We start from the raw sequence: 24,520 nt of genomic DNA, 5'->3' as shown, positions 1-24,520 counted from the left end.
ATCGTTCGACGTGCGTTAACCCGCTCTGTATAAAAGCTTAAATTGGAACATCCCGATGTCAATCATGTCGAAGGTTCAGGATCGGTTCACGCGCGAACCGGAGGAGTTGCCCCGGAGACTGTCCCCCGCCCCGGGGCGCTTGCAAAGGGTGAGTTCTTGGTTAAGCTTGGAGAAACGGCCTCTCCGGCCGGGGGTGAGTGCCGATCAAAGGAGACCTGAATGACGGCGAACACGAACATGGAGCATACACACAAGGGAGTCGGCCTGTTCGACTCCCTGAGACACGACCACAGGGGGATGAGCACGGTGCTGGATCAGATGAAGTCCGCATCCCCGGAGGAGAAGACCGAACTGCTCCGCCGGCTCGAGATGGCTTTCACCATCCATGCCGACAGCGAGGAGCGCTACTTCTACCTGCGCCTGCGGCGTTTCAGCGGCTTGATGGAATTGGTTCATTCCGCCCTGGCAGAGCACGACACGATCAGAGAGCTTATGCAGCAGCTGGCTGAAGTGGATCAGGAAACGGTACAGGGATCGGTGGCCTGGCAGGCGCTTTTCTCGGACCTCGAGTACGCCGTGAACCAGCACGTGCACAAGGAAGAGCAGTTGATCTTCCCCCGGGCCCGGAGGCAGCTGTCGCCAACGGAACTGAACCACATTAAGGACCAGATCGAGGACGAACAGCGCAAAACTCGTCCCCTTCATCAGTCAGGGGAGGGGCTGCGCCCCGGAACCGGGACGTAAGCGCCCCGAGGCACCTTCTCAGCCCACGGCAGTCATTGGGGCGACATCACTCCGTGCGCTCCGTTCAATCCCGCCACTTTTCAATGATAAACCCGCCGCAGCCGTCCATGCGAACATGCCAGAGCCGGTCGAATCCCTCCTCCGAAGTCGGCAGTTCCTTTCTCGCGGCGGCCGCGCGAATCCCCGCATCGGGTATCCTTGCCGCACCTGTCCGCTGCCGGTTTCGTTCCAGCGCCTCCTGCACGTCGAAACCGAGGCAGTAACCGATCACCTGAAACCCAGCCTCCCGGGATGGACCGATGAAACGCGCCCGTACACTGCGCGTGGCATTGGTATCATCCACCACGAATGGTTGCCGCGCAGCCAGGCAGGCCTGTACCAGCAGCATTTCACGATGACGGGTCTTCAGCATGTCCAGGCTGATCCGTACGTGGCTGTCGAAAAAATGCTGTCGGTAGAAGGTGCTTTTGCCGGAGGCCGGTATGCCGATCAACAGTATGGCGGTCATGGTTCCGAGAGGGTGCATAAAAAAACCGCCCTGCATGCTGCCAGGCGGTCTCACGAGTACTGGGCGGGGGCTTTCACTGGTTCATTGCGGAACCGGTGTTCAGTGCATAATACCGGTCTTCCTTCAGCATGTGGGTGAGCAACCATTTTCCCAGGTAAATGATCAGTTCCTTGGTGAGTTCCAGATGATTGTCACGGAAGGTCTGCTGCAGTTCGAGGATCTTCCGGTTGAATACGAGGTGTTCCTGAATATGATTTTCCACCCCCGGATATCCGCACTCCCTCATGTATTCTTCTTCTGCTGAGAAGTAGAAGCCGACCGTCTCCAGCAGCTCATCGATCTTTTTGTCGACGTCATCCAGTTTGGCTTCGAAACAATTGTCGTACAGCCCATTCAAAATGGCGATGAAATATTGATGATGCCGGTCAAGATCATCATTATGCACCGAATATTCCTCTTTCCATTTGAACAGAGGCATGTGCAGCTCCAGGTACCATTTGCTAAACGGCCGCTAATCTAAAAGCAATTTATATGCCATCTTCATCTCCACCTGATATCAGGCACTTGAATGTTAGCTACTAAAGTTTCTCGTAAAAAGACCGATAGAGCCAGCTTAATGACGGGCAGGCAGGGGAACTGCCGGGAGGGGAGGTAGATAGGGGGAGGAAAGACCCCGAGGGGAACTGCTTCAGGGACGGATGCTGATGGTAGTTGCACCGCCGTCAGGGGGACGTCTCCCGGGCAAAAATCTCGCAGGCCATAAGCAGGCGCGAATGCAGAGCAGTCAAACTGCCGGTGTCGCCGGTGCGGGCTGCCACCTCCATGGCGGCAGCTACCTGATGCACCTGCTCGGCTCCGATATTCGCTGCCAGCCCCTTGACTGCGTGGGCTACAGCTGCCACCGCGTCAATGCTCGCGGTCTCCAGCGTAGAGCGGAGTTCGTCAACATAGGCGGGAATGGCGGCCCGAAATTTTGCCACGAAGATGTCGACCAGTTCATCATCCCCCAGGCGTTCCGCCAGCCCGGCCCGATCGAACACCGGGACCTCGGGTACCGTCGCCGATGCCGCGTCAGATTCGATTCCTGCGGTTCCGGAAGCCGCGCCTGTCGTATGTGTCATATCATTCATATCTGCACCTGCTTCAGGCCGACAGCCCGTATTTGTCGAGGAGCGCCAGGAAGTTCTGCCTCATCAGCGGCTTGGTCAGGTAATCATCGCACTCCCCTACGAGCAGCGCATCGAGCATGTCATCCGGGGAACTGCTGGCGGTAACCATGAAGACCTTGGCTCTGGCTCCCGTATAGCCTGCCTCCATTTCGCGAATGGCCTTGAGGGCCGTATGCCCGCTGATGCCGGGCAGACCGATATCCATGCAGATCAGGTCAAAAGGATTGCCAGCCGCCAGATCATGCTCCACCAGTGTGAGCGCTTCCTCTCCGCTGGCCGCCGAAACGACGGCCGCGCGGCCATTCAGAAATGAGGCCAGCAGATCGCGGTTTATTTCCACATCATCTACGATTAAAACTTTCATGCACCTTCTCCGTTCAGGCTGGGTTCTGCCTTTTCTGTTCAAGTTGATACTGTTGAATAAACGTCTGCTCGATCGTCTGGGCCGGAAACGTCAGGGGAGTCAGGCCGAGATACCGAAAACCCCCTTCTAAGGTGTTTTCGATGATCGATAGGGGCCCCTTGCGCGCTTCCTTGACATTCTCGCTCATGTTGCCGAGCGTGATGTTGACCCCTTCGTAGAGTACCTTCCGGACGTTGATCTTCGGATTGCTGCGTTCATAGGATCTGGAGCGCACCTGCTGGGTTTGCTGGGAGATTGCGGCGCGCTGCCGCGTGAATTCCTTTACGTCGCCCCCATCCTTGGAGGCGGACTGATATTGCGCAATCAACTGCTTCAGTTCGTGAAAGAGGAGGTTCAACTCTTCCTGGTCGCGATAATGAACGCCCGCCACGATGCGGGTGTACAGGGAGGCCAGGTTGCCGAGAATGGCGCTCTCGATCCCTCCCAGGGCAAAGCACTCTCCTCCCGACAGTCCCCCCTTGGTGACGCATACCGCTCCCAGACAGCGAATCTGAGCGTTGCGTACCTCGACTTCGACCGTGAGATCGCCGGCGCATTCGATCGAGGCATCGTAGATGTAATTGGCTGAAACCGAACCGCCGCAGGTGACGGTGCCGGTTCCCTGCCCGTTCATGCCGCTGAAGGAGATGTCTCCGTCAGACTCGATGGTGCATGCGCCGATGATCCCGTGCACCTTCAGCCCGCCGGTCGTCTTGACGGAAAAACCATCCAGCACGTCCCCTTTGATCTCGACAAAACCTTTGAAGAGAATGTTGCCGATCTTGAAACCGACATCGCCATCGATCTCGTACACATCCTCGACCGAAATCTCACTCTCTTTGACGCACACGCGGCCGGGGGCCTCGGCAAAGATGCTTCGGCCGTCTTCATCCAGCCGCGTATTCAGGCCAAGCGCCTGTGGGATCGGCTTGCCCGGTTCGGGTGGAATCTCTTTGCCGAAGACGGTTACCCCCGGCTGCCCCGGTCCCGGAGCGACAATCGTCGCCACAAGCTGTCCCGCCTCCACATTGAGAAAGGACTGGACTTTACGCAAATTTACGATTCCCGATTCGTTCGCTTCCGGCTCTTCGTCATCTCCGGAAAGTGCGTCTGAAACGGCCAGCACGAGCTGTCCGTCTTCCCCGGGAACCATCTCCGTGCCGCGCGCCAGAACCAGTTCAGCCACGGCCTTGCCGCTGGCCGCGGTATTCAGGAGGGTGGCCTGCGCCTCGGGAAGTATCCCCGTGTTGATCTTGAACTGGGTCAGGAATGACTGCAGTTCATCTCCCGTCAGCGGCGTCCCCCCCGTTCCCGACGGCTCATAGGAGCAGCCGCACTCCACGCCATCGGCAGATACCTGCAGAATGAGGGTATATCCATAACGCTTTATTTCAAAGCGGCTCTCTGAAGAAGGCTCCTTCACGAAAAGCGGATCGGCCATACCGGTCTCCTCTGGTCAAAAGACTGGGTGAGACGGCGGCGGCACTGCCTGACCCGTCCCCTTGTTTTTTCACTTCAAAAGCCTTCGAGCAATCTGTTCAAAATATCATTAATTCGTTGCATTCGTAAACTGTTTGCAATACTGCCTCGATTTTTTCGGGGAAAGACTGTTCCAGACCGGCCGGAAAGTTCACGCAGCGTGCCGGGACTGCATCACTGCTTGCTGCCGGAGCCAGGCAAAAAAATTGAGTACCCCTTGGAGGGATACTCAATTTCAGCGAAGCAGTTTTCAGCAACCGTTCACCTGTCGCTCTCACAGCTTAGGCATGAAGATGAACAGCGAAAAGGACAAGAGCGCCAGCACCCACATACCGGCCGCCACTTCCCGTGCCCGGCCGGTGAAGAGCTTGAGCAGAACATGGGCGATCATTCCGGCTGTCATGCCTACGCCGATATTGTAGGTAAATATCATCAGCACCACGGTCAGGAAGGCCGGGATCAATTCGGTAAAATCATCGAAATCGAGCTGGGTGATGGGACGGATCATGAAGGAGCCGATCACGACCAGGGCAATGCCGTAGGCGTGCGGGGGGACAATGGTGAAAAGCGGAGCGAAGAATAGCGACAGGGCGAACAGGGCAGCCACCACCAGTGCCGAAAAGCCGGTGCGCCCCCCTTCCTCGATGCCTGCAGCCGATTCGATGTAAGCGCCGGTAGTGGTGGTGCCCAGGATCGGGGCGGCCATGGTGGCCAGGGCGTCGGCCAGCATCGGTTTTTCGATCTCCGGCAGGTTGCCCCGCTCGTCCAGCAGGTCAGCCCGCATGGAGAGTCCCAGCAGAGTGCCGACCGTGTCGAGGAAGGCCATGATGAATATCACCATCACCACCGGGAAGAAGCGCGGAGACAGGGCTCCGGCGATATCCAGCTTGAAGAGGATCGGCCCCAGGGAGGGGGGCAGGCTGACGAACTCTTTGGGCACGGGGGTGATCCCCAGGGCGATGGAGGCAACGGTGGTGGTGATGATGCCGATCACCAAGGCGCCGCGGACACGGCGCGCCATCAGGACCACCACCAGCAGGAAACCGGCTATGGCCAGCAGGACCGACGGCTGGGAGAGGTTGCCCAGCCTGACCGGCGCCCCCGGAACCCCCAGGGTCACCATACCGGTTTCGTTCAGGCCGATGAAGGTCAGGAACAGGCCGATGCCCACCGCAAAGCTGGCCTTGAGGGACATGGGAATAGCCTCGGCCATCCAGCTACGTACCTTGAAGACCGTCAGCAGCGTGAAGAGCACGCCTGCAATGAAGACGGCCCCCAGGGCCACCTGCCAGGTATACCCCATGACCTTGACCACCACGAAGGCAATGAAGGCGTTCTCGCTCATGTAGGGAGCGATGGCAAAGGGTCGCCGCGCCCAGAGGGCCATGATCACGGTGCCGATGACCGCGGCCAGGATGGTGGCCGTGACCGAGGGGCCCTTGGGAATGCCGGCATTCTCAAGGATGGCCGGATTGACGATGATGATGTAGGCCATGGTCAGGAAGGTGGTGACGCCGGCCAGCGTTTCCTGGCGATAGCTGGTCTTGTAATGTTCGAAGGCAAAGAAGCGTTTCATCTAAACTCCCTTAACGGCATAGATCCCCGGCGCATTGCGCCAGTAGCCCTTGTAGTCGAGGCCGTAACCGAACAGGAAACGGTCCTCGGTTTCGATACCGGTAACATCAGCCCGGAAGCCGGGGGAGACCTTGCGCTCGTGCCGTTTGTCCACCAGCACGGCCATCAACACCTCCGCTGCTCCCTGAGCGCGGCAGTAGTCGGCAATGGCCGCCAAGGTAACCCCCTCGTCGAGAATATCATCCAAAAGCAGCACAGTCCTGCCTCGCAGCTCCGCCTGCGGTCGGACGATCCAGTTCAAATGGCCGCCGCTGGTTTCATGGCCGTAACGGGTGGCATGCAGGTAGGCCGCCTCCAGGGGAAACACCAGGCGGGTCAAAAGCTGTCCGGCAAAGATCAGCCCGCCGTTCATGACGCAGAACACCACCGGATTGGCATCTGCCAGCCGCTGCGTCAGCTCCTCTGCCATGCGTCCGATGGCCGCCGCCACCTCCGCCTCGCCGATCAGTAGATCGGCCTCCCGCAGCACGTTATTCGCTTCTTCAACCGTCATTCTTTCTTCCTTTCGTCGTACTACTCATCTCGTTATACTTCCCCATACTAGCCTATTGCCACTCTCCGCTCCAGAAAAATGCCTTCACGATCGGCGACAAGGCAGGTGTTCATTGAAATTACAATGAAAAGAGGACCTGGCCGCCATCAGCCAAGTCCCCATTTTTTATGGTCTCATAGTACTACTCGCTCCGCGGGCAGGCGCCCGGCCAGAGCTTACGTCAGCGCACCCGCAACAGGGAGTCGGCCCAGAGTGCTTCCTCAAGCACATGTTTCAAATGTTCGAGTTCTTCAGGAGTGTAAACGCTCGTTCCCTTGTCAATGGCCGTGTTCAGGCGCCTGATTTTATCGTTCAGGTCCAACGTGGTTGTTCCGGAACATTTACTCTCGATTTTGAGCAGACACCAATCCTTTTCCGAGTCCTTGTTGTCAGCCGCAAAGCAGCTCGTACTGGCACTACCCAGAAGAATCAACACTGCAGCCGTTACAATGTGCTTCATCATCGAGACCTCCGGAGATTGTATTCAGCATCGATCATCATTATGAGACAAGCCTTTGTAGGCGAAGTATGGCCTACCGAAAGCACAAGGCACCTGTACCACATGAATTCTTATACAGAAAGCTTTTTGTTGATACTATGGAGCAAGGTAAAGGGCAAACCGCTACTGGCTCTTCTGACGGCACGTGTCTCTGTATGCGCATTTGCGGTTGAGCTATACTTGAACAAGGTGATTCATATGAAACTGTTGAGAACAAAAGTGTGGAACTGGTGGGATATCAGCATCCTGAAGTGGTACTGCTTCCTGTTCGGCATGTCTGCCGGCACGTACTTTCATGAGTGGGTCAGACCGTATATCGGGATCGTGCTGGTTGCGGCAGTCCTGTTGACGATCAGGCCGGCAATAGCCTACTGGAGAGAGTAAGCGGGTCCTTGTCAATTTCCCCAAAACAGGCCGGCTCTCCTCCATCTACAATGTTTAAAGGGTCAGGCATTTCAGCCTGACCTCTGTTTTTGCGGAGCGTCACAGGGTAGCATGCTCGGTGCGCATGATGATCTCCTCCTGCAGCTCCCGCGACAGATCGCAGAAGTAATCACTATAGCCCGCCACCCGCACGATCAGGTCCCGATAGGCGCCGGGATCGGCCTGGGCGGCGCGGAGCGTTTCGGCCCGTACTACGTTGAACTGGACATGGTGTCCATCCATGCGGAAATAGCTGCGCACCAGGCCGGCCATCTTGGCAATCCCCTGCTCCCCCTCCAGCAGGGAGGGGGCGAACTTCATGTTGAGCAGGGTCCCGCCGGTCCTGATGTGGTCCATCTTGCCGGCCGATTTGATGACAGCGGTCGGTCCCTGGCGGTCCGCCCCCTGGACCGGTGAAATTCCCTCAGAAAGCGGCGCACCGGCCTTCCGGCCGTCCGGTGTGGCGCCGGTGACCGAACCGAAGTAGACATGGCAGGTGGTGGGGAGCATCTCGATCCGGTACTGCCCCCCTTTGCTGTTGGGACGGCCATCAACGGCCCTGAAAAAGCTCTCGAAGACCCGTCGCATCAGGTCGTCGGCAAAGTCGTCGTCATTGCCGAATTTGCGGGTCTTGTGGAGCAGCCGCTGGCGCAGCAGCTCCTGCCCTTCGAAATCGGCATTCAGGGACGCCACCAGGTCCGGCAGCGCAACACGGCCCGAGTCGTAGACCAGTTCCTTGACGGCTGCCAGGGAATCGGTGATGCTGCCGATCCCCACCCCCTGGATGAAGGTATTGTTGTAGCGCGCCCCGCCGGCGTTGTAGTCCCGGCCGGTGGCGATGCAGTCGTCGATCAGCACCGACAGGAACGGGGCCGGCATGAGGCGGCTGTAGATCTGTTCGATCAACTGGTTGCCGGCCATCTTGATCTCGATGAAATGCCGCAGCTGCGCCTCGAAAGCGGCGTAGAGATCATCGAAGGTGGCAAAATCCTCGGCAGCACCGGTGGCCGGTCCCAACTGCCGGTCGCTTTTGGGATCGATACCGTTGTTGAGCGCCAGCTCCAGCAACTTCACCAGGTTGAAATAGCCGGTCAGGATGTAGGCTTCCTTGCCAAAGGCCCCCACCTCCACGCAGCCGCTGCAGCCGCCGGCCCGGGCATCTGCCAGGCTCTTGCCTTGGCGGAGCTGTTCCTCCACCACGCTGTCGGCATTGAAGATGGAAGGAAAGCCGTACCCGTTCCTGATCACCCGCAGGGCATGGCTGAGAAAGGCGTCCGGAGACTTGCGGGAGAGCTGGATGTTGCTGCTCGGCTGGAGCAGGTGCATCTCGTCGATGACCTCCAGCAGGAGATGGGAAACCTCGTTGGAACCATCGGAGCCGTCCGGCAGAAGTCCTCCCAGGTTGATGTTGGCAAAATCGGTGTAGGTGCCGCTCTCGGCCGCCGTGACCCCCACTTTCGGGGGAGCCGGGTGGTTGTTGAACTTGACGAAAAAGCACTCCAGCAGTTCTCGGGCCGATTCCCGCGACAGGGAGCCGTCGGCCAGGCCCTGGTTGTAGAAGGGCAGCAGATGCTGGTCCAGGTGGCCGGGGCTCATGGCATCCCAGCCGTTCAGTTCGGTGATGATGGCCAGGTGGCAGAACCAGTAGGCCTGAAGCGCCTCGTGGAAATCGCGCGGCGCATGGGCCGGTACACGCCGGCAGACCGCGGCGATGCGCTCAAGCTCCCGCTTGCGCTGGGGATCGCCCTCCCGGGCTGCCAGTTCTTCGGCCCGGTCGGCATGCCGCTCGGCAAAGAGTATGGCCGCGTCGCAGGAGATCGCCATGGCCTTGAGCTGTTCGCGCTTCTCCCAGGCAGCACTGTCGTGCACGAAATCGAGCCGCGCGATCTCACCGGCGATGTCGTCCTTGAAATCCCGCAGGCCGCGCCGGAAGGGCTTCTCGTCCAGAACCGTGTGCCCCGGCGCCCGCTGTTCCATGAACTCGGTGAAGATGCCGGCGGCGTAGGCCTCGTGCCATTCGGGCGCCAGCTCGCCGAACATCCTGTCCCGCAGGGAACGCCCCCGCCAGAAGGGTATCACCGTCTCCTCGTAGGCAGCGATACACTCGGCTGGGACGTCATAGCTAGTCAGGGGACGGGAATCGAGGATGCGCAGGTCCTCCAGACTGTGGCAGGTCAGCTCGGGATAGGTGGGAACCGCCTTGGGCTGCGGACCGCGCTCCCCCACGATCAGTTCCCCCTCCCCCAGCCAGACGGTCTTGTGGCGGCAGATGTGGAGGAAAGAGAGCGCGCGCATCACCGGCACCGAATATTTGCCCTCGTTGTCGCGGTAGAATTCGGTGAGCAACAGCGCCCGTTCGGCCGAAACGGCCGGGCGGGCCTCCAGGCTTTTGCGGCGCAGTTCCTGGGTCCTTTCCGTCATGTCCCTATCCTCCTATGATGGTGATCAGGCCCTTGTGGCGGAAAATGGATGCCAACTCCTCCATCCGCTCGTGCGAGGGGGGTGCAATGGTGTCATCTGCGACCGTCCTGCCCAACTGGCGCACCTTGCCGTGCCAGGTCCGGTGAAAGGGGAGCAGGTTCACCTGACGTATGTCCCGCAGGCTTGCCGCCAGGCGGGCGCTAGCCTCCAGATTGGCGCGATCGTCGTTGACGCCGGGAATGATCGGGATGCGGAGCCAGATATTGTCGTGGACCGTGGCGAGCGCTGCCAGGTTCTCCAGCACCCCCTGATTGTCCAGCCCCACTGCGGTCCGGTGCCGTTCGGCATCCATCAGCTTCAGATCGTAGAGGATCAGATCGGCGAGCGGTGCCATCTCCAGCAGCCGTTCCCGGGGGGCAAAACCGCCGGTATCCACTGCGGTCCGTACGCCCCGCTCCCGGCACCCCACGAGGAGCGCCTTCAGGAACCCGAACTGGAACAAGGGCTCTCCCCCCGAAAAGGTAACGCCTCCCCCCGACTCCTCGTAGAAGATCCGGTCCTGCAAGAGCGCCGCCAGCACCTCGGCCACCGTCATCTCCCTCCCGGCCAGACGGCGCGCGCCGGAAGGGCAGGCCTCGGCGCACTCGTTGCAGAGCAGGCAGGCTGCATCCGCGCCGCATCCTGCGATCCCTTGCGGACAAGCCAAGGCGCATTCATTGCAGGCGAGGCAGCGTCCCTCCACCTGGGTCATCTCCGGCAGCGGGGACTTGCTTTCCGGATTATGGCACCACCAGCACCTGGCCGGACATCCTTTCAGAAAGAGGGTGGTACGGATACCCGGTCCATCGGAAATTGAATATTTCTGGATGTTGAAGACGATGCCCCGATCCGTCATCTCATATCCCCTAGGCAGTGAAGAACTGAAAAGGCCTGTTCGAAAAGAGGCATCAGATCCGGGCACGGCGCTCGCCCCCCGATGTCCGGGAGCGCTCACTTCCGCCATGCTTCGACCTCACCTTGCAGCATATGGCTGGCCTCGACAATCTAACGTAGGACATCACCGCTGACAAGTTGATAATATCGACGATATTTCGGTTTATGGATCCCGCCTGGATATCTTTGAGAGCACGGAGAGGTGAAGCCGCCTTTAAAACGGGCTTGCAGCAAATAAGCTGCAAGCCCGTTGTTGTATCGGCGGCCCCTGGAGGGAGGTTCGAATCATGCTGTGATCACATCACCCGGTTGATCCCTTTATGACCGGATCGCCTTGCGGCGGGGCATATATCTTGATGATGAAGGCCTCGTTGGGGCCACCGGGATAAACGACCGAGCCATTGCAGAAAAATGCGTAGTTGATTCCCGCCACCACCGGGGAAGCGACCGCCACCGGAGCATAGCGGACTCCCAGAAGGTGTTTTGTCGCTGCCGAGAAAACGGCAGCCGCCTGATCGGAAAATGCCGGCGCTGAAGGCCCCCCTGCCACGACAACTCCTACAGCTTAAAATTGCCGACAATATTCTGCAAATCCCGGGCGAGTGCCGACAACTGCTGGGCGGTTGCCGCCGTTTCGTGCGCACCTCTGGCCGTATCCTGAATCACCGAAGTAACCCGCTGGATGTTGCTGGTGATCTCTCCGGTGGTGGCGGTCTGCTCTTCGGCAGCGGTAGCGATCTGGCTGACCTGCGAGGTAACGGAATCTACCTGTTCAAGGATGCTGCGGAGAGAGCCTTCGATCTGGGCCGCTTCCTCGACCCCCTTTTCCGTCTCCTCCACCCCTTCTTCCATGGAGATGATGGCGCTTCTGGTCTCCTGCTGAATCGCTCGGATCATATCGCTGATTTCCTTGGTTGCCTTGGTGGTTCGTTCAGCCAGGGCACGTACCTCGTCGGCAACTACAGCGAAGCCCCGGCCCTGCTCACCGGCACGGGCCGCTTCAATGGCGGCATTGAGGGCCAACAGATTGGTCTGGTCGGCAATGTCTTCGATAGTGCCGACAATTACGCCGATCTGTTCGGAGCGTTCGCCCAATGACGATATGGCCCGGGCGTTCTGGCGGGTCTGTTCGCCGCGTTGGCGGATGCCGTTGACGGTATTGGTGACCACAGCGAAACCGGCCTGGGTGCTCGCGGCGACACTTCTGGCGCTGTCAGCCGCCAGGTGGCAGTTGTTGGCGATGTCTGATGCCGTCGCCGACATCTCCTCGCTGGAGGTAGCCACGGTAACGGTCTGGCTCGCCACCTCTTCAGCGCCGACGGAAATGCCCGAGGCAGTCGTGTTCAGTTTTTCCGCTTCGCCGGCCAGTGTTTGTGAAGTGCTGGAAATTTTGGCGATAATGCTATGGACATTCTCGATAAACTGATTCAGTTTTCCGGCCAGTATTCCTATCTCGTCGTTGCGATTTCCCCCATCCAGCCTTCGCGTAAGATCGCCTTCCCCCTCCGCAATGTCGGCCACACGGGTGCAGAAGGAACTGAGCGGGGCAAGGAGTTTCCGGACGAACAGAATGATGACCAGCAGGCCTGCCACAAGGAATAATACTCCCAGCGCCACCAATGTCCTGGTCTGTTTGACGACTGGTGCGAAAATCTCCTTTTTGTCTACCGTTGCGCTGAGGTACCATCCTGTGGAGGGAATCTGGGAGTAGGACATGATCTTGTCCACCCCTTTTATTGTGTACTCCAGGCTCCCTGACGAGGTGGTCTTCAGCCGTGTTGCCAGGTCGGATACGCCGGTTACCTCCTGAAAGGTTTTCTTGAGGACCAAGTCCTTGTCCGGATGGATGAGAATCTTTCCCTCCTTGTCCATGATGAAGGCATAGCCGGAGGTACCGATCCTGATGTCGAGAACCTGCTTCACGACTGAATCGAGCGGGATGTCGGAACTGAGCACACCGGAAAATGTGCCTCCTTCGGTGATCGGTGCACAGAAGGAGATGATCATCTTGCCTGTCTGGGCATCCACATACGGCTCCGTCTGGGTTACTTTCATCTCGGTCCTGGCTTTTTCGTACCAGGGCCGTTTTCTGTGGTCCCAGCCGGCATCAGGGATCCAGCCGTCGGAAGAGATGAACAGGCCATTCTCATAGCCGGGGTAGACGGTCTGAAAACCGCCGGCGGCGCTGAGTATCTTGATCTGGCTAGTAATGTATTCCCTTGGTTGTCCTGAACGCTTGGACAGGTCACTGGCTCCTGCCTGGATCATAGCCTGTTTGCCAAGCACCCAGGCGTTTATATTGACAGCATTGCCTTTTGCGAGGGCCGTTTGCGAGTTTTTCAGCAGATCGGAAATACTGTTACGCGAGCTGATTGCTGCCGCAGTTATCAACGCCACAATGGCAAACGTAAACAAGACAGCGACACTAACATTGACTTTGGTTCGAAGATTCATCTTTTGCCTCCCAGCATCACCACATTCAAAATTTAAAAATTTATGTCAGACTTTTCCAGCAACAACAGTTGATTTCAAAAGCTTACGTAACAGATGATCGGGCCACTCTATACTACGCAGGTTGACGATGCCGCCCAGTGGCAATTCTATTGTACTCCAAGCAGGTTTCGACTGAAAACGCACCTGCTTATTGCGCACACATTCCACTCCTTCAGTAAAAAGGCGAGCATCAAAAGGTCACTTCTCTTGTGGGAAGTGACCTTTTAAAAACGTGCTTCCTTTTTCAATGTGAATTTGAATCAGATTGCTGCGCAGTATTCGCTGGGTTCGAAATCTTCATCAATAGATTCATCGTACTCATCACTTCTGCATATGGCGGATTTCAGCAACGTGATCGCCGCGTATGCAGTAGCGATGGATTGGCGGGCCGGCAAATTTGGACACTCGCCATACGCCTTTTTCAGAGCATCAATTGCTGTCCGGGTAAGACAGGTGGCTTGTAGCGTAGTAGTATCCATAGGTCATCTCCTCTTATCACTTTTTGTTAGTAATCATAACCTCCTAGCGTTACAGCCATCTTGCAATCATGAAAATAGCTCGTAAAAGAAGAGTTTATGACCTTTCTCTTGACCTCCCCAGCTATCCAGTCCAAGAAAATCAGCGATGGAGTCTGGTGGGACCATGCAGTTCGGCAAGGAGTATCTTCAGTCGCTCATTAAGGAGGTCGTGCTGAGTGGAGACGGCGTACTATCAAGGGTGGAGACGTATCCCAGCAGACGCGATAAACTTACAGCACAAAAAAAACTGAGTACCTCGGGTGAAGTACTCAGTTTCAATCAATGTTTCGTCCTTTCCCTGTACAATCCGAATCTGACACCAATTTGGCTCACCGGGCTGATGTTTTGTACTTCGTGGGATGAAGTCGGCGACCCATTGTCCACTTCAATTGTTACTTTGTATCCGAAGCAACAACAGCATGAACCCCCGCAAGAACATCGCCATCGGTATTTACGACTCGAACCTCGGATATACTGAAATTAGTGGCTGCTGGCACAGCACCATTAATAAGCCTAAGTGTTATTGTTGCTATCTCTCCACCTTGGTTTACACCGGCGTCTTGGCTTTGCATGTATACTTCTATCGTGCCGGGAGCCGCAGTTGTGGCTGAGATGAAATAAGCAAAAACAAAACTGTCGACACTGTTAAAAACCCAAGGATGCTCAATAGAGTTACTTGCGTCATGTGTGCCAGCAACATAGGAAGGAATCACATTTGCGGGGAGCGATAATTTAATATACACACCGCCGATGTTGGCAGATGCCGGCACGATTCCAGTGAGATTAATTTTGAGTTTTACCGTGTTAGCGCTTGATGGCGCATAATCGCAAAGCGGCTGATATGCTATATCCTTTTCATATTGTGATAAAGATCCATAGCCGTTGGCAAAATACAACGAATGATCGCCGTAATTACCCAAAAATCTGTTGTAACCAATATTGATGTAATTCATCCCCCACCGCAAATTATCCTTTGCTGACTCTAGGCATTTGCCAACAACGAGCACTTCAGCTTCGCGCTGGAGCCTTTGCAAGTTGCTAATCGGCTCCGGAAGAGCAATGCGCGGCGTAACACTTGCGAGGCTCTCCGCATCCTTCCACCGCCTATAAATATCATTGAATGGCAAAACCGCTTTATCGTACGCGGCCTTGTTTTCCACTGCCCAGCATGCCACCGACATGCTTTGCGACATTGATGAATCCTTGCACGCAGTAGCGATGCTGTTATCAATATGGGCCTTCGCTTCCGCTGCTGTAGGCATGGAGTGGCCAAGTCCCAGTTTGGTCGAAACAAATGTACTTATAACAGCCTCTCCGGGTATTTTCTGGATATCAGTATAGCCTCCGAAGTTTGCAGAGGTGAGCTTTGCTCTTGCATTCGTCGTAATCGTTATTTTTGCGCCATCACTCTTATCGTCCAGGCCTTTAAGTAGTTGGACAATATTTATGACTTTAGGATGAGTGGCATCAACAGCGCCGGGAACTAAATCAATCGGTGTCATTGCCGCCTTCGCGGTCTGCGATCCTAGCGTCACCTCTCCTACAGAGAAAGTAACGATTTCGCCCTCAACATATTTGAATTTACCACCGCTTGAAGTTTCGCCTTCCTGAGTGAGTGTCTTGTAATGTAGACCGTCTACCGGGGCGTCAACAAAAACCCCTTCTTTCACAGCTATGTTTCCGCCCCCCCCTCCTCCACATCCCGCCAATACCATCGCAATCAAAAGTATGATCAGATTTCTCATCTTGCCCCCTGTTTATTAGGATCACAATTTGCTACACTTTTATTAGCACAATAATATTATTAAAAGCAAATAACAATAAATCTAATGTTTTTACTCTTCACGCCAGTGAAATCAATCCAATCCACAATAAAACCAGCCTAGCCAATAAATTCTCTCCGTCTGGAGATTCTCTTGGCTTAGTTTGTCCGTTGTGCTTATAATTTAGCCCTTGAAGTGGGAACAAAGCAAAGAAGCAAAAAGCTAATAAATTTTGAGTTGGTCAATTCATCCACAGTAACCTCTAGGTACAACCAAAGTACAACTCTTTTCAAAAAATAAAAAAAGCACTTACAAAAAACATATTGTAAGTGCTTAATATTAGTGGCGTCCCCGAGACGATGAATTCGATAACTGGGAAGTAAGTTTTAATTTCAGATAATTATAAACAAATATCGTTTTTAAGAACAGTCAGCAACATTGATCTATGCTTGTGTTGCTGGTTCGAGTCCACCTTGCTCCCCAGCAGACAAATCTGGGTACTGGGAAGAGGAGCTTTCATTTTAACGGCTCGGCAGTTGCCCCCTCAGTTTCCCTCCCACTTTAAAACTGCCTGGTAATTTTTCCTGCTTCTGTGAAGGAATAGTAGCCTTCATAGCCGATAATTATGTGATCGAGAAGCTTGAGCCCAATCAAGTTAGTTACTTTGAGCAGGTCTTTCGTAAAGTTTTTGTCCGCAGCGCTTGGAGTCGGCTTTCCGGAAGGGTGATTATGGATCACAATTGCCGATACCGCGCTTGTCAAAAATGAACTTCTAAATATCTCTATCGGTCGTGCATGGCAGATATTGGCTCCGCCTATGGCAACCAGTTCGAAGTATAAAATTTTGTTCGCGTTATCAAGGTTTATGACAATAAGCTTTTCTTTTGTCTCATTCTGAAGGTCCTTGAATAGTTGAACAACCATTTCAGGGCCCGTTACTTTTTCGCCTTCGATTTCTGTCTCCAGCCTTCTAGCCTTGTACTTGATTACAATTTCCCGGACTAATTTTATTTTTCTTTCGTCATGTGGATCCGCTCCTGGAATAGCGCATAATTCTTGCGCCTAGAAGTGGCGCAGATTGGCCCTTTTTGTCAAGCACTTCTATCTACACATTAAATAGTTTTCATATATCTCAAGTGCCACTTTGAGTCATATCCATATGGTCTGCAATTTGGGGTGCGGGTGTCGCGGCAATTCAAATGGATATTTAGATGGTAAGCATTAAAATAATTCTCTTATTTTAGTAACATGGGAGATCAGAATACATCCCTCAATATCACATTAGCCATATCATATAAAGCAGATTTTGCCCGTGGCCGCCCCGTTGGCGCGCGAAGACCGGCGTTCTTACCACCCGTTCAGGTCAAACAAAAAAAGACCGAATGCGTGAATACGGTTCTCGCTGTTGTTGGTTCAATCCGGTAGTGAATGGCTGATCTGTTCTTTCGGTTCACCCTTCCATCAAGGAAGGAGGCGCTGATAGGATAACTCTAATTACTGCAAATCAATCTATTGTTTCGTTACTACCTGTGATGCCGCTTCTCCCATAGTCAACGGCGAAGTGCGCAGGCAGGATAGAGTTCGGTAACTGGTCAGCTTCTTAGAGAGCCAGCAGACGCTTCAGTCAGATAAACGTGTCAAAACGGTGCAAATCTTAGAAAGCCTTATGATATCATTGCGGTTTTCAACATGGGGTATCAAAGAAAAAAGGCCATTTAGTGACCTGTGAAATTTGGCGTCCCACCCAATAATGAAATGAGTACTGGGATAAACCTCAATATTTGATCAGATAAAGATTGATCTCCGCCCCTTACTACTTTCCAAACTGGCATTTCTAAGAGTAATTTTGTTAAAATAGGGCAGCATTGCAGGATCATGGATTGTCTGTTATACATGCCGTAAAATTTTTGGAGAAGTTATGGCTAGTCCGACAACAGCTCTTATAATCGATGACGAGGAATTAGAGCGTCTGCCCTTGCGCCTGTATATCGAGGAAAGTGGTTGCTCCGTCCTCGAAGCCGCTGATGGCCGGACAGGGATCGATATCATCCAAAAAGAACAGCCGGATCTCGTGTTCACCGATTTGCGAATGCCCGGAATGAGTGGCTTAGAGGTCATCGAGTATATAGCGCGGGAATATCCGGAAACGCCCGTCATTGCAGTGTCCGGCTCCTCCGATGTGCAGCATGCCGTTGAGGCGCTCAGAAGCGGCGCCTGGGATTATATCGTCAAACCGGTTCAGGATTTGAGCACATTCGATGTCGTTATCCAGCGGGTCTTGGAACGAAAGTGGCTTATCAGTGAAAATAAGCGCTATCAGGATTCCCTGGAAGAAATGGTACGCGAACGGACCAAAGAACTGCTCATGCTCTCGCAAGTAGCTGCGCAGAGTCCTGTCAGCATCGTTATCACTGACGCCTCCGGTAGCATCGAATATGTCAATCCCCAGTTTACCCATACAACAGGATACACCGCCGATGAGATTCTCCATCAGAATCCCCGTATCTGGAAATCAGACCAGACATCCACGCAGGTGCACAGGCAACTTTGGGAAACGATTTCGGCTGGAAATGTGTGGGAAGGGGATTTTTACAATAGAAAGAAAAATGGGGACATACTTCTTGAGCACGCCATTATTTCAGCAATCAGGGATAGTAATGGCACCATTTCCCATTTCCTGGCGATCAAGGAGGATATCACCGAAAAGGTCAAGCTTGAGGAGGAGGCTAAACGTACTCAGGTAAAGCTCATCCAGGCGGACAAACTGTCGTCGCTGGGGCTCCTCGTATCCGGCATCGCCCACGAAATCAACAATCCCAATAATTTCATTATGCGCAACACCGAACTGCTGGACGAGGCCTGGCATGACGCAATGCCGATCCTTGATGAATACTATCGGGAACACGGAGATTTTAATCTGGGAGATTTTCAATTTTCCGAGGCTAGTGGCATCTTACCCCGTTTATTCTCCGGCTTGAAGGATGGTTCCCTTCGGATCAGAAATATCGTCGAGCGGCTGAAAAACTTCGCCCGGCAGGACTCCGGCAGTGTGAAGGATTGCTTTGATCTCAACAAGATAATCCTTGATGCCATCTCCATTCTCAATCATGAGATTAATAAGAAATGCGAGAACTTCCATTTGGCAGCCGCACACGCGTTGCCCATGGCCATGGGCAATGCCCAACAGATAGAACAGGTGATGATCAACCTGATCATGAATTCTTTGCAGTCGCTACCGGACAAAACCCGGGGGATTCGTATAGAGACTGCATTGACCGAGGATAATAAGCATATTGTCGTAACAGTTACGGATGAGGGGTGCGGCATGCCCTCAGAGGTGCTCGAAAAACTGACGGAACCCTTTTTTACCACCAAAGGTGACAGTGGCGGTACGGGACTGGGACTGTATATCTCCACGTCGCTCCTGAGGGAGAATAACGGAACGTTGCTGTTTGCCTCCAAGTCAGAAGCGGGAACAACCGCGACCGTCACGCTGAAAGTTTTCCAACAACTCTAAAGAGGTGAAAGCATGACTGCGAAGGATTCCGTCAATCATCAGACAATACTTCTGGTTGACGATGAGGAAGAAATACTGTTCAGCACCGCAATCATGCTGAAAAAGGCTGTTACTGCCCGGATCCACACCATCAGCGACAGCACCAGGGTCATGCCGTTTCTGGAAACGGTAGAGGTGTCTCTGGTCGTGCTTGATCTTCATATGCCCGGCATTACCGGGCAGGAACTCCTGCAGAAGATCACCTACTCCTATCCAAATGTCCCGGTGCTGATCGTGACAGCGGCCAATACGATAGAAGTGGCTGTTGACTGCATGAAGAGCGGGGCCTTCGACTATCTGTTGAAACCGATCGAAAAGAGCCGGCTCATCACCAGTGTGACCCGAGCTCTGGAAGTATTTCGGCTGCGGAGCGAGGTCAATTCCCTGAGACAACACCTGCTGACCGGCGAATTACAGCACGAGGCGGTCTTTGCGCCGATTGTCACCCAGAACAAGCGGATGCGGGCCCTGTTCCAGTACCTTGAATCGGTGGCCTGCTCCGACCAGCCGGTGCTCGTCACCGGAGAAACCGGGGTGGGCAAGGAGTTGTTTGCCAAAGCTATTCACGACCTGTGCGGTAGAAAAGGGCACTTCGTGGCAGTCAACATCGCCGGCCTGGATGACCTGATGTTTTCCGACTCCCTTTTCGGTCATCGCAAAGGCGCATATACCGGAGCTGACCAGGCGCGGGAGGGATTCATCACCCGCGCCGAAAACGGCACCCTTTTTCTGGATGAGATCGGTGACATGAATGCCGCTTCACAGGTCAAAATGCTCCGCCTGCTGCAGGAACATGAATACTATCCTCTTGGCTCTGATGTGGCCAAACGCTCCGCCACCAGGATCATCGCCGCCACCAACCGGGATCTGCGCTCGATGATCGCTGCCGGTGAATTCCGCAACGATCTCTATTTCAGGCTTGGAGCACACGTGTGCCACATTCCGCCGCTCCGGGAGCGGCGGGAGGACATCCCCCTGCTTCTGGAACACTTCCTGGAGTTCATTTCAACAAAGCTACACAAGAAAAAACCCCGCTATCCCGAAGCATTGGTGAGCCTGCTCTCGACCTATTCCTTCCCCGGCAACGTACGCGAGTTCCAAACCATGGTGTATGATGCCGTTGCCCAACACACGTCCGGTCCGCTCTCCCTGGCGGTCTTCAGGGATAAGATCGGAGTGGGAACCGCTCCTGAGGACTCGCCATCGCCATCCGCTCTAACATCAGAAACATGCGTGGTCTTTCAGGGCTTTCCGACACTCAAGGAAGCTGGGGAGCTCCTTACCGAGCGGGCGCTTGCCTTGGCAAACGGCAATCAGGGTGTGGCGGCATCGTTACTGGGGCTAACCCGAACAGCTTTTAACAATCGTCTCACCCGCAAGAAAAAAACAGCTTAAATTCATGCCACATTTATTACAACCGCCAAAGTCCCATAATTAAAATCATTTTTACAATTTATTTTACTATGTTAAAGTCGCCTGAAATTGAACTTAACCCTTCATTTTCCGGTGATTTTATGCAATCAAAGTTGAACGGCGCAGATCAGGAACCAGTTCTTGGCAAAAATTCTGTGGCTGCAACAAATATGTCTCAATCAAAACAACTTGCTACTCGGTTATTTGTCCTCGTTTCGCTTGTTAATATCTTCGTTTATTCGTTGGTGGGGTTTTCGCTTTACCAAAATCATCAACAGTACATGGCGCAAGCCTCTGTCGCAACACAGAATCTTGCTCAAGCCCTCGAAATTAGCGTAATAGGTGTTTTGAACAAAATTGACGTTGCTCTGCACTCCCTAGCCAGAGAAACAGAGAGGCAGTTGGAAAACAATGAAATTAATGATCGTTTATTGAATCAGTACATGGCAGAACAACATTCCCAATTCCCGGAACTTGAAGAAATCTGGGTGGCTAATGCGGCGGGTAACGTCAGGTGGGGAACCAAACTTCTACCGGGGAAGCCGGTCAACATCAGTGATCGCGAATATTTCTCTCGGCTGCTCCATAGTCAAGGGAGCAGATTGGTTATTTCGAAGCCGGTAATGGGTCGCATCACCAAAGAATGGTCGATCCTTGCATGCAAGCGGATTAGCAATCCGGACGGCTCGTTCGCGGGGGTGGCGTTCGGTTCTCTCAGATTTGTCGATTACTTCTCTAATTTGCTTTTGCACATCGATATCGGCCAAGGCGGGTCCATTACCTTTCGTGACCAAGACCTAGGATTGCTGGTCCGTTACCCCCAACGCTCGGTTCGCGAGCAGGTCGGCTCAAAACAGCTCTCCCCCAAAACTCTCGAAATGATCCGAAAAGATCCGAAGTCAGGGTCGTATACCGCCATATCCGGCTTTGACAAGATTGAGCGAACTATCAGCTATCGCAAAGTCGACGGCTACCCTTTCTACGTTTCCGTTGCCCAAAGTACTCAGGACTACCTCTCCCCCTGGAAAAAAGAAGCTGCCATAGCGCTGTTGCTGTTGGTCAGTTTCACACTTTTCATAATTATCATTGCGTGGATGTTTTATAAAAGGAGGATGCAAGAAACGCTAACGATGCAGGCACTGGAACGTCACAGCGATGACCTCGAAGTCATAAACCAACAACTGTTAGAAGAGATTTCCGAACGAAAAAAAGCGGAAGGAGCGCTTACCGAAACACAGGCATTACTGAACGGAGTCATCGACAGCACAACCGATTTCATATGGTCAGTTGAATCAGGTTCATTTGGATTATGCTCTTTCAACAAAAGCATCGAACAAGTTTTTTTCAAAACAAGGGGTATTCGGCTTGAAATTGGCATGTGTCCTGATGTTCTCTTTTCAAAGAAAGAACAAATCCAAACATGGCATGATTTTTACCGCGCTGCACTGGAAAAAGGAAGCTATACCACCGAGTATGTAACTGTCGATGGCACCATGATCTTGGAGTTGAGTTTCAATCCGTTGACAAATGGCAATAAAACTTTCGGAATCTCTGTTTTTGGAAAAGACATCACGAAAAGCCATCAGGACTTGAAAAAGATGCGGGAGCTTTCCCAGCGTCTTCACTTGGCAACTTCCTCGGCGAAGCTCGGTATTTGGGAGTGGAACGTCAGAGACAATATAATGATCTGGAACGATCAGATGTTCGAACTGTATGGAACGAAACCTGGATCGAATCCAATGGATATTGACATGTGGATCAACCGATTGCACCCTGACGACAAAGACGCAACTATAGCTGCCTATCAGGGTGCACTCAACGGAGACGACGTTTATGACACAACATTTCGCATCCTGCTGCCGAACGGAGACTTGAAGCATATCAAAGCAAATGGACTAGTCATTAAAGGGGTCGATGGCTCAGCGGAGCGTATGCTCGGTATCAATTCCGATATCACCGCCACAATACAGCATGAGGAAGAGAAATTAAAACTTGAATCCCAATTGCATCAGGCGCAAAAGATGGAGTCCATCGGGCGGCTTGCAGGCGGCATCGCCCATGACTTCAACAACATGTTGAGCGTCATATTGGGGACTGCGAACCTGTCTCTTTTAAAGGTTCCTGAAGACGGGGATCTCCGGCGAAACTTGGAGATGATAACGCAGGCAGCGGAACGTTCAGCCAAGATCACCCGCCAGCTTCTGGCCTTCTCCCGCAAAGAGGTCATTGAGCCTAAACCGATCAATCTCAACATGCTGATTCTTGAGTCCGAGAAAAACTTGGGACGGCTGATCGGCGAGGATGTCAAGCTCACCTTCAAGCCTGGCAGCAACCTCTGGACCGTCATGATCGATCCCTCGCAAGTGCACCAGATACTGATAAACCTTTCGGTCAACGCCCGCGATGCCATGCCGGAAGGGGGCACCCTAGCCATCGAAACCCTCAATGTGAGCATCAACGATGATTACAGCCATCATCACCTCGATGCTCACCCCGGCGATTTCGTCCAGTTGATCGTAGTCGACAACGGCTGCGGCATGGAGCGTGAGACCATCAAGCATATCTTCGAGCCCTTTTTCACCACCAAGGAAGTTGGCAAGGGGACCGGTCTCGGCCTGGCTACCGTCTACGGCATCGTCACACAGAACAATGGATTCATAAATGTGTACAGCGAGCCAGGACAGGGTACGGTGTTCAAGATTTACCTCCCCCGTTTGCGTGAGGAAGCAGAGCCGGAGGAAACTGTGGCTACTGCGCCGCTTAGCGGAACAGGCAGGATACTACTGGTTGAGGATGAGGAGATGCTTCTCTGGTCTACGACCAGATTACTGGAGGAGATAGGATATACGGTTATCCAGGCGGACTCGCCGGAGAAGGCACTTGCGTTCTGTGAACAGAATGAAGCCTTTGATCTGATCCTGACCGACGTGGTAATGCCGGGAATAAACGGCAGGGATATGGTTGAGCGGATAAGGGCGATCAAGCCGGGGGTCAAGGTGTTGTTCATGTCCGGCTACACTGCGGATCTGGTCGCCCGGCGCGGGATTGTCGAGTCAGGAATGCATTTCATTTCAAAGCCGCTGGATATGAAGCAACTTAATGATAAAATCGGGCAGCTACTAGTTTCATAGCATTTCGCTGGTACGGCGTACCACCCTATCCCTATCCCTTTAATTTCTCGTCTTGCGGCCCATACCATGGCGCAGGACCGGCGTTGCCTCGATGCCGGCATGAACGATGATTACCTGAGCAAGTCAATCAACCCGGGAGGACTTCACGTAAGACCATGCGCCAATCGGGATTCGATCATAATGGCAGGTTTGGGACAGAAACTGCGACTCCCTGCGCCGTTGTTCTCCCCCTCATCTTGTTGTTCTTCTCCTTTGCCCTTCCGCATTCTACGGCCGCTGCTTCCGGCCAGACGATCCTGTTTGCCGCCGACAAGAGCTATCCTCCGATCAACTATCTTGAGAACGGTACGCCCAAAGGACTGTGCATCGACATAATCCGGACCATGAGTAAACACAGCAATAACGGCATGACCGTCAAGCTCATGGAATTGAGTACAAGCCAGGAGATGGTGCTGCGGAGCGAAGCCGATGCGCTGGGGCGCCTGTCCGTCTTCAAATAGCAGAGGGACTAAGTACGACTTTACCGATACCATCATGAGCTTTGAATAGCCGATATTGTGGCGCAGCGAGGTATTGTGGAGGAAGGGATGCACTACATCCAGAAACCGGTCGACATGAATCAACTGAGTGAGAATATCAGGCAGGTGGCCTGATATGGATGTAGCCTGAATACGGATTCAGATTGGAATGATACCCCTGTTGAATTTGAATTGAGTCAGGAGCTCGTTATGCGCAAAGATTCCCGTCTGTTTTTCATGAGCATATTTGTCCTGCTGGGAATTGGCATAATCTACGTTGCTTCAACGGAAACCATCAATAATGTGAGGGTAACCGGTCCCATTTATAAAAGCATCATGCAGGACAAAGATCTTGCCGCAGATGTTTTACCCCCTCCGATGT

Annotated in this window: 22 protein-coding genes; 6 read left to right on the top strand and 16 right to left on the bottom strand. The window is 53.8% G+C overall.

Features of this window, described 5'->3' with window-relative positions; translation table 11 throughout:
- Window positions 1-219 precede the first annotated feature (219 nt).
- Window positions 220-744, top strand: coding sequence for a hemerythrin domain-containing protein (locus tag GSVR_RS05085; RefSeq protein WP_173201521.1), 525 nt, complete (start codon window positions 220-222; stop codon window positions 742-744).
- Between the two features lie 64 nt (window positions 745-808).
- Here the strand turns inward: GSVR_RS05085 and GSVR_RS05080 are convergent, their stop codons facing one another.
- The 8 genes from GSVR_RS05080 to GSVR_RS05045 form a co-directional block, all read right to left on the bottom strand.
- Window positions 809-1,270: an ATP-binding protein gene (locus tag GSVR_RS05080; protein ID WP_203978797.1), complete on the bottom strand. Its 462-nt coding sequence runs from the start codon at window positions 1,268-1,270 to the stop codon at window positions 809-811.
- A 55-nt stretch (window positions 1,271-1,325) separates the two neighbouring features.
- Complete coding sequence (locus GSVR_RS05075) at window positions 1,326-1,730, bottom strand: bacteriohemerythrin (protein WP_173201523.1); 405 nt, start codon at window positions 1,728-1,730, stop codon at window positions 1,326-1,328.
- Window positions 1,731-1,974: 244 nt separating this feature from the next.
- A complete protein-coding gene (locus GSVR_RS05070) occupies window positions 1,975-2,382 on the bottom strand; it encodes an Hpt domain-containing protein (RefSeq protein WP_173201525.1) in 408 nt (135 codons plus the stop codon).
- A gap of 13 nt (window positions 2,383-2,395) precedes the next feature.
- A complete protein-coding gene (locus tag GSVR_RS05065) occupies window positions 2,396-2,785 on the bottom strand; it encodes a response regulator (RefSeq protein ID WP_173201526.1) in 390 nt (129 codons plus the stop codon).
- 13 nt (window positions 2,786-2,798) lie between these two features.
- A complete protein-coding gene (locus GSVR_RS05060; RefSeq protein WP_173201528.1) occupies window positions 2,799-4,265 on the bottom strand; it encodes a DUF342 domain-containing protein in 1,467 nt (488 codons plus the stop codon).
- A gap of 312 nt (window positions 4,266-4,577) precedes the next feature.
- Entirely contained in the window at window positions 4,578-5,879 is a 1,302-nt protein-coding gene (locus GSVR_RS05055; RefSeq protein ID WP_173201530.1) for an NCS2 family permease, read from the bottom strand.
- Window positions 5,880-6,431 carry a hypoxanthine-guanine phosphoribosyltransferase gene (locus tag GSVR_RS05050; protein ID WP_173201532.1) on the bottom strand — a complete coding sequence of 184 codons (552 nt, stop codon included), beginning with the start codon at window positions 6,429-6,431 and terminating at the stop codon, window positions 5,880-5,882.
- A 220-nt stretch (window positions 6,432-6,651) separates the two neighbouring features.
- Window positions 6,652-6,933, bottom strand: a complete 282-nt coding sequence (locus GSVR_RS05045) for a hypothetical protein (RefSeq protein WP_173201535.1) — start codon at window positions 6,931-6,933, stop codon at window positions 6,652-6,654.
- A gap of 234 nt (window positions 6,934-7,167) precedes the next feature.
- Here GSVR_RS05045 and GSVR_RS05040 point away from each other — a divergent pair, with 234 nt between their 5' ends.
- Window positions 7,168-7,353 (top strand): hypothetical protein, encoded by a 186-nt coding sequence (locus GSVR_RS05040; protein ID WP_173201537.1) that lies wholly within the window; start codon window positions 7,168-7,170, stop codon window positions 7,351-7,353.
- 99 nt (window positions 7,354-7,452) lie between these two features.
- Here GSVR_RS05040 and hypD read toward each other — a convergent pair whose 3' ends face one another.
- From hypD to GSVR_RS05000, 8 genes are all read right to left on the bottom strand, one after another.
- Window positions 7,453-9,813, bottom strand: coding sequence for a trans-4-hydroxy-L-proline dehydratase (hypD, locus tag GSVR_RS05035; RefSeq protein WP_173201539.1), 2,361 nt, complete (start codon window positions 9,811-9,813; stop codon window positions 7,453-7,455).
- Window positions 9,814-9,817: 4 nt separating this feature from the next.
- Complete coding sequence (locus tag GSVR_RS05030) at window positions 9,818-10,708, bottom strand: glycyl-radical enzyme activating protein (RefSeq protein WP_173201541.1); 891 nt, start codon at window positions 10,706-10,708, stop codon at window positions 9,818-9,820.
- A gap of 339 nt (window positions 10,709-11,047) precedes the next feature.
- The gene (locus GSVR_RS05025; RefSeq protein ID WP_173201543.1) at window positions 11,048-11,296 is read right to left on the bottom strand and encodes a hypothetical protein; all 249 of its coding nucleotides are present in this window, start codon (window positions 11,294-11,296) and stop codon (window positions 11,048-11,050) included.
- 8 nt (window positions 11,297-11,304) lie between these two features.
- Window positions 11,305-13,200: a methyl-accepting chemotaxis protein gene (locus tag GSVR_RS05020; protein WP_173201544.1), complete on the bottom strand. Its 1,896-nt coding sequence runs from the start codon at window positions 13,198-13,200 to the stop codon at window positions 11,305-11,307.
- Window positions 13,201-13,245: 45 nt separating this feature from the next.
- Window positions 13,246-13,398: a hypothetical protein gene (locus tag GSVR_RS05015; protein WP_173201546.1), complete on the bottom strand. Its 153-nt coding sequence runs from the start codon at window positions 13,396-13,398 to the stop codon at window positions 13,246-13,248.
- Between the two features lie 101 nt (window positions 13,399-13,499).
- Entirely contained in the window at window positions 13,500-13,718 is a 219-nt protein-coding gene (locus GSVR_RS05010; protein WP_173201548.1) for a hypothetical protein, read from the bottom strand.
- A 431-nt stretch (window positions 13,719-14,149) separates the two neighbouring features.
- A complete protein-coding gene (locus tag GSVR_RS05005) occupies window positions 14,150-15,502 on the bottom strand; it encodes a hypothetical protein (RefSeq protein WP_173201550.1) in 1,353 nt (450 codons plus the stop codon).
- A 579-nt stretch (window positions 15,503-16,081) separates the two neighbouring features.
- Entirely contained in the window at window positions 16,082-16,444 is a 363-nt protein-coding gene (locus tag GSVR_RS05000) for a JAB domain-containing protein (protein ID WP_173201552.1), read from the bottom strand.
- A 994-nt stretch (window positions 16,445-17,438) separates the two neighbouring features.
- Between GSVR_RS05000 and GSVR_RS04995 the strand changes: the two genes are divergently transcribed.
- The 4 genes from GSVR_RS04995 to GSVR_RS04980 all read left to right on the top strand — a co-directional run bounded on the left by GSVR_RS04995 (window position 17,439) and on the right by GSVR_RS04980 (window position 24,120).
- Window positions 17,439-19,037 carry a response regulator gene (locus GSVR_RS04995; protein ID WP_173201554.1) on the top strand — a complete coding sequence of 533 codons (1,599 nt, stop codon included), beginning with the start codon at window positions 17,439-17,441 and terminating at the stop codon, window positions 19,035-19,037.
- Window positions 19,038-19,049: 12 nt separating this feature from the next.
- Window positions 19,050-20,471 (top strand): sigma-54 dependent transcriptional regulator, encoded by a 1,422-nt coding sequence (locus GSVR_RS04990; RefSeq protein ID WP_173201556.1) that lies wholly within the window; start codon window positions 19,050-19,052, stop codon window positions 20,469-20,471.
- A gap of 119 nt (window positions 20,472-20,590) precedes the next feature.
- Window positions 20,591-23,620 (top strand): hybrid sensor histidine kinase/response regulator, encoded by a 3,030-nt coding sequence (locus GSVR_RS04985; RefSeq protein WP_173201558.1) that lies wholly within the window; start codon window positions 20,591-20,593, stop codon window positions 23,618-23,620.
- A gap of 155 nt (window positions 23,621-23,775) precedes the next feature.
- Window positions 23,776-24,120 carry a hypothetical protein gene (locus GSVR_RS04980; RefSeq protein ID WP_173201560.1) on the top strand — a complete coding sequence of 115 codons (345 nt, stop codon included), beginning with the start codon at window positions 23,776-23,778 and terminating at the stop codon, window positions 24,118-24,120.
- Window positions 24,121-24,520 lie beyond the last annotated feature (400 nt).

Source organism: Geobacter sp. SVR (genome assembly GCF_016865365.1).
Taxonomy (GTDB): domain Bacteria; phylum Desulfobacterota; class Desulfuromonadia; order Geobacterales; family Pseudopelobacteraceae; genus Pelotalea.
Note: the sequence above shows the minus strand (reverse complement) of the source record. Positions and strands in the feature narration are given on the sequence as shown.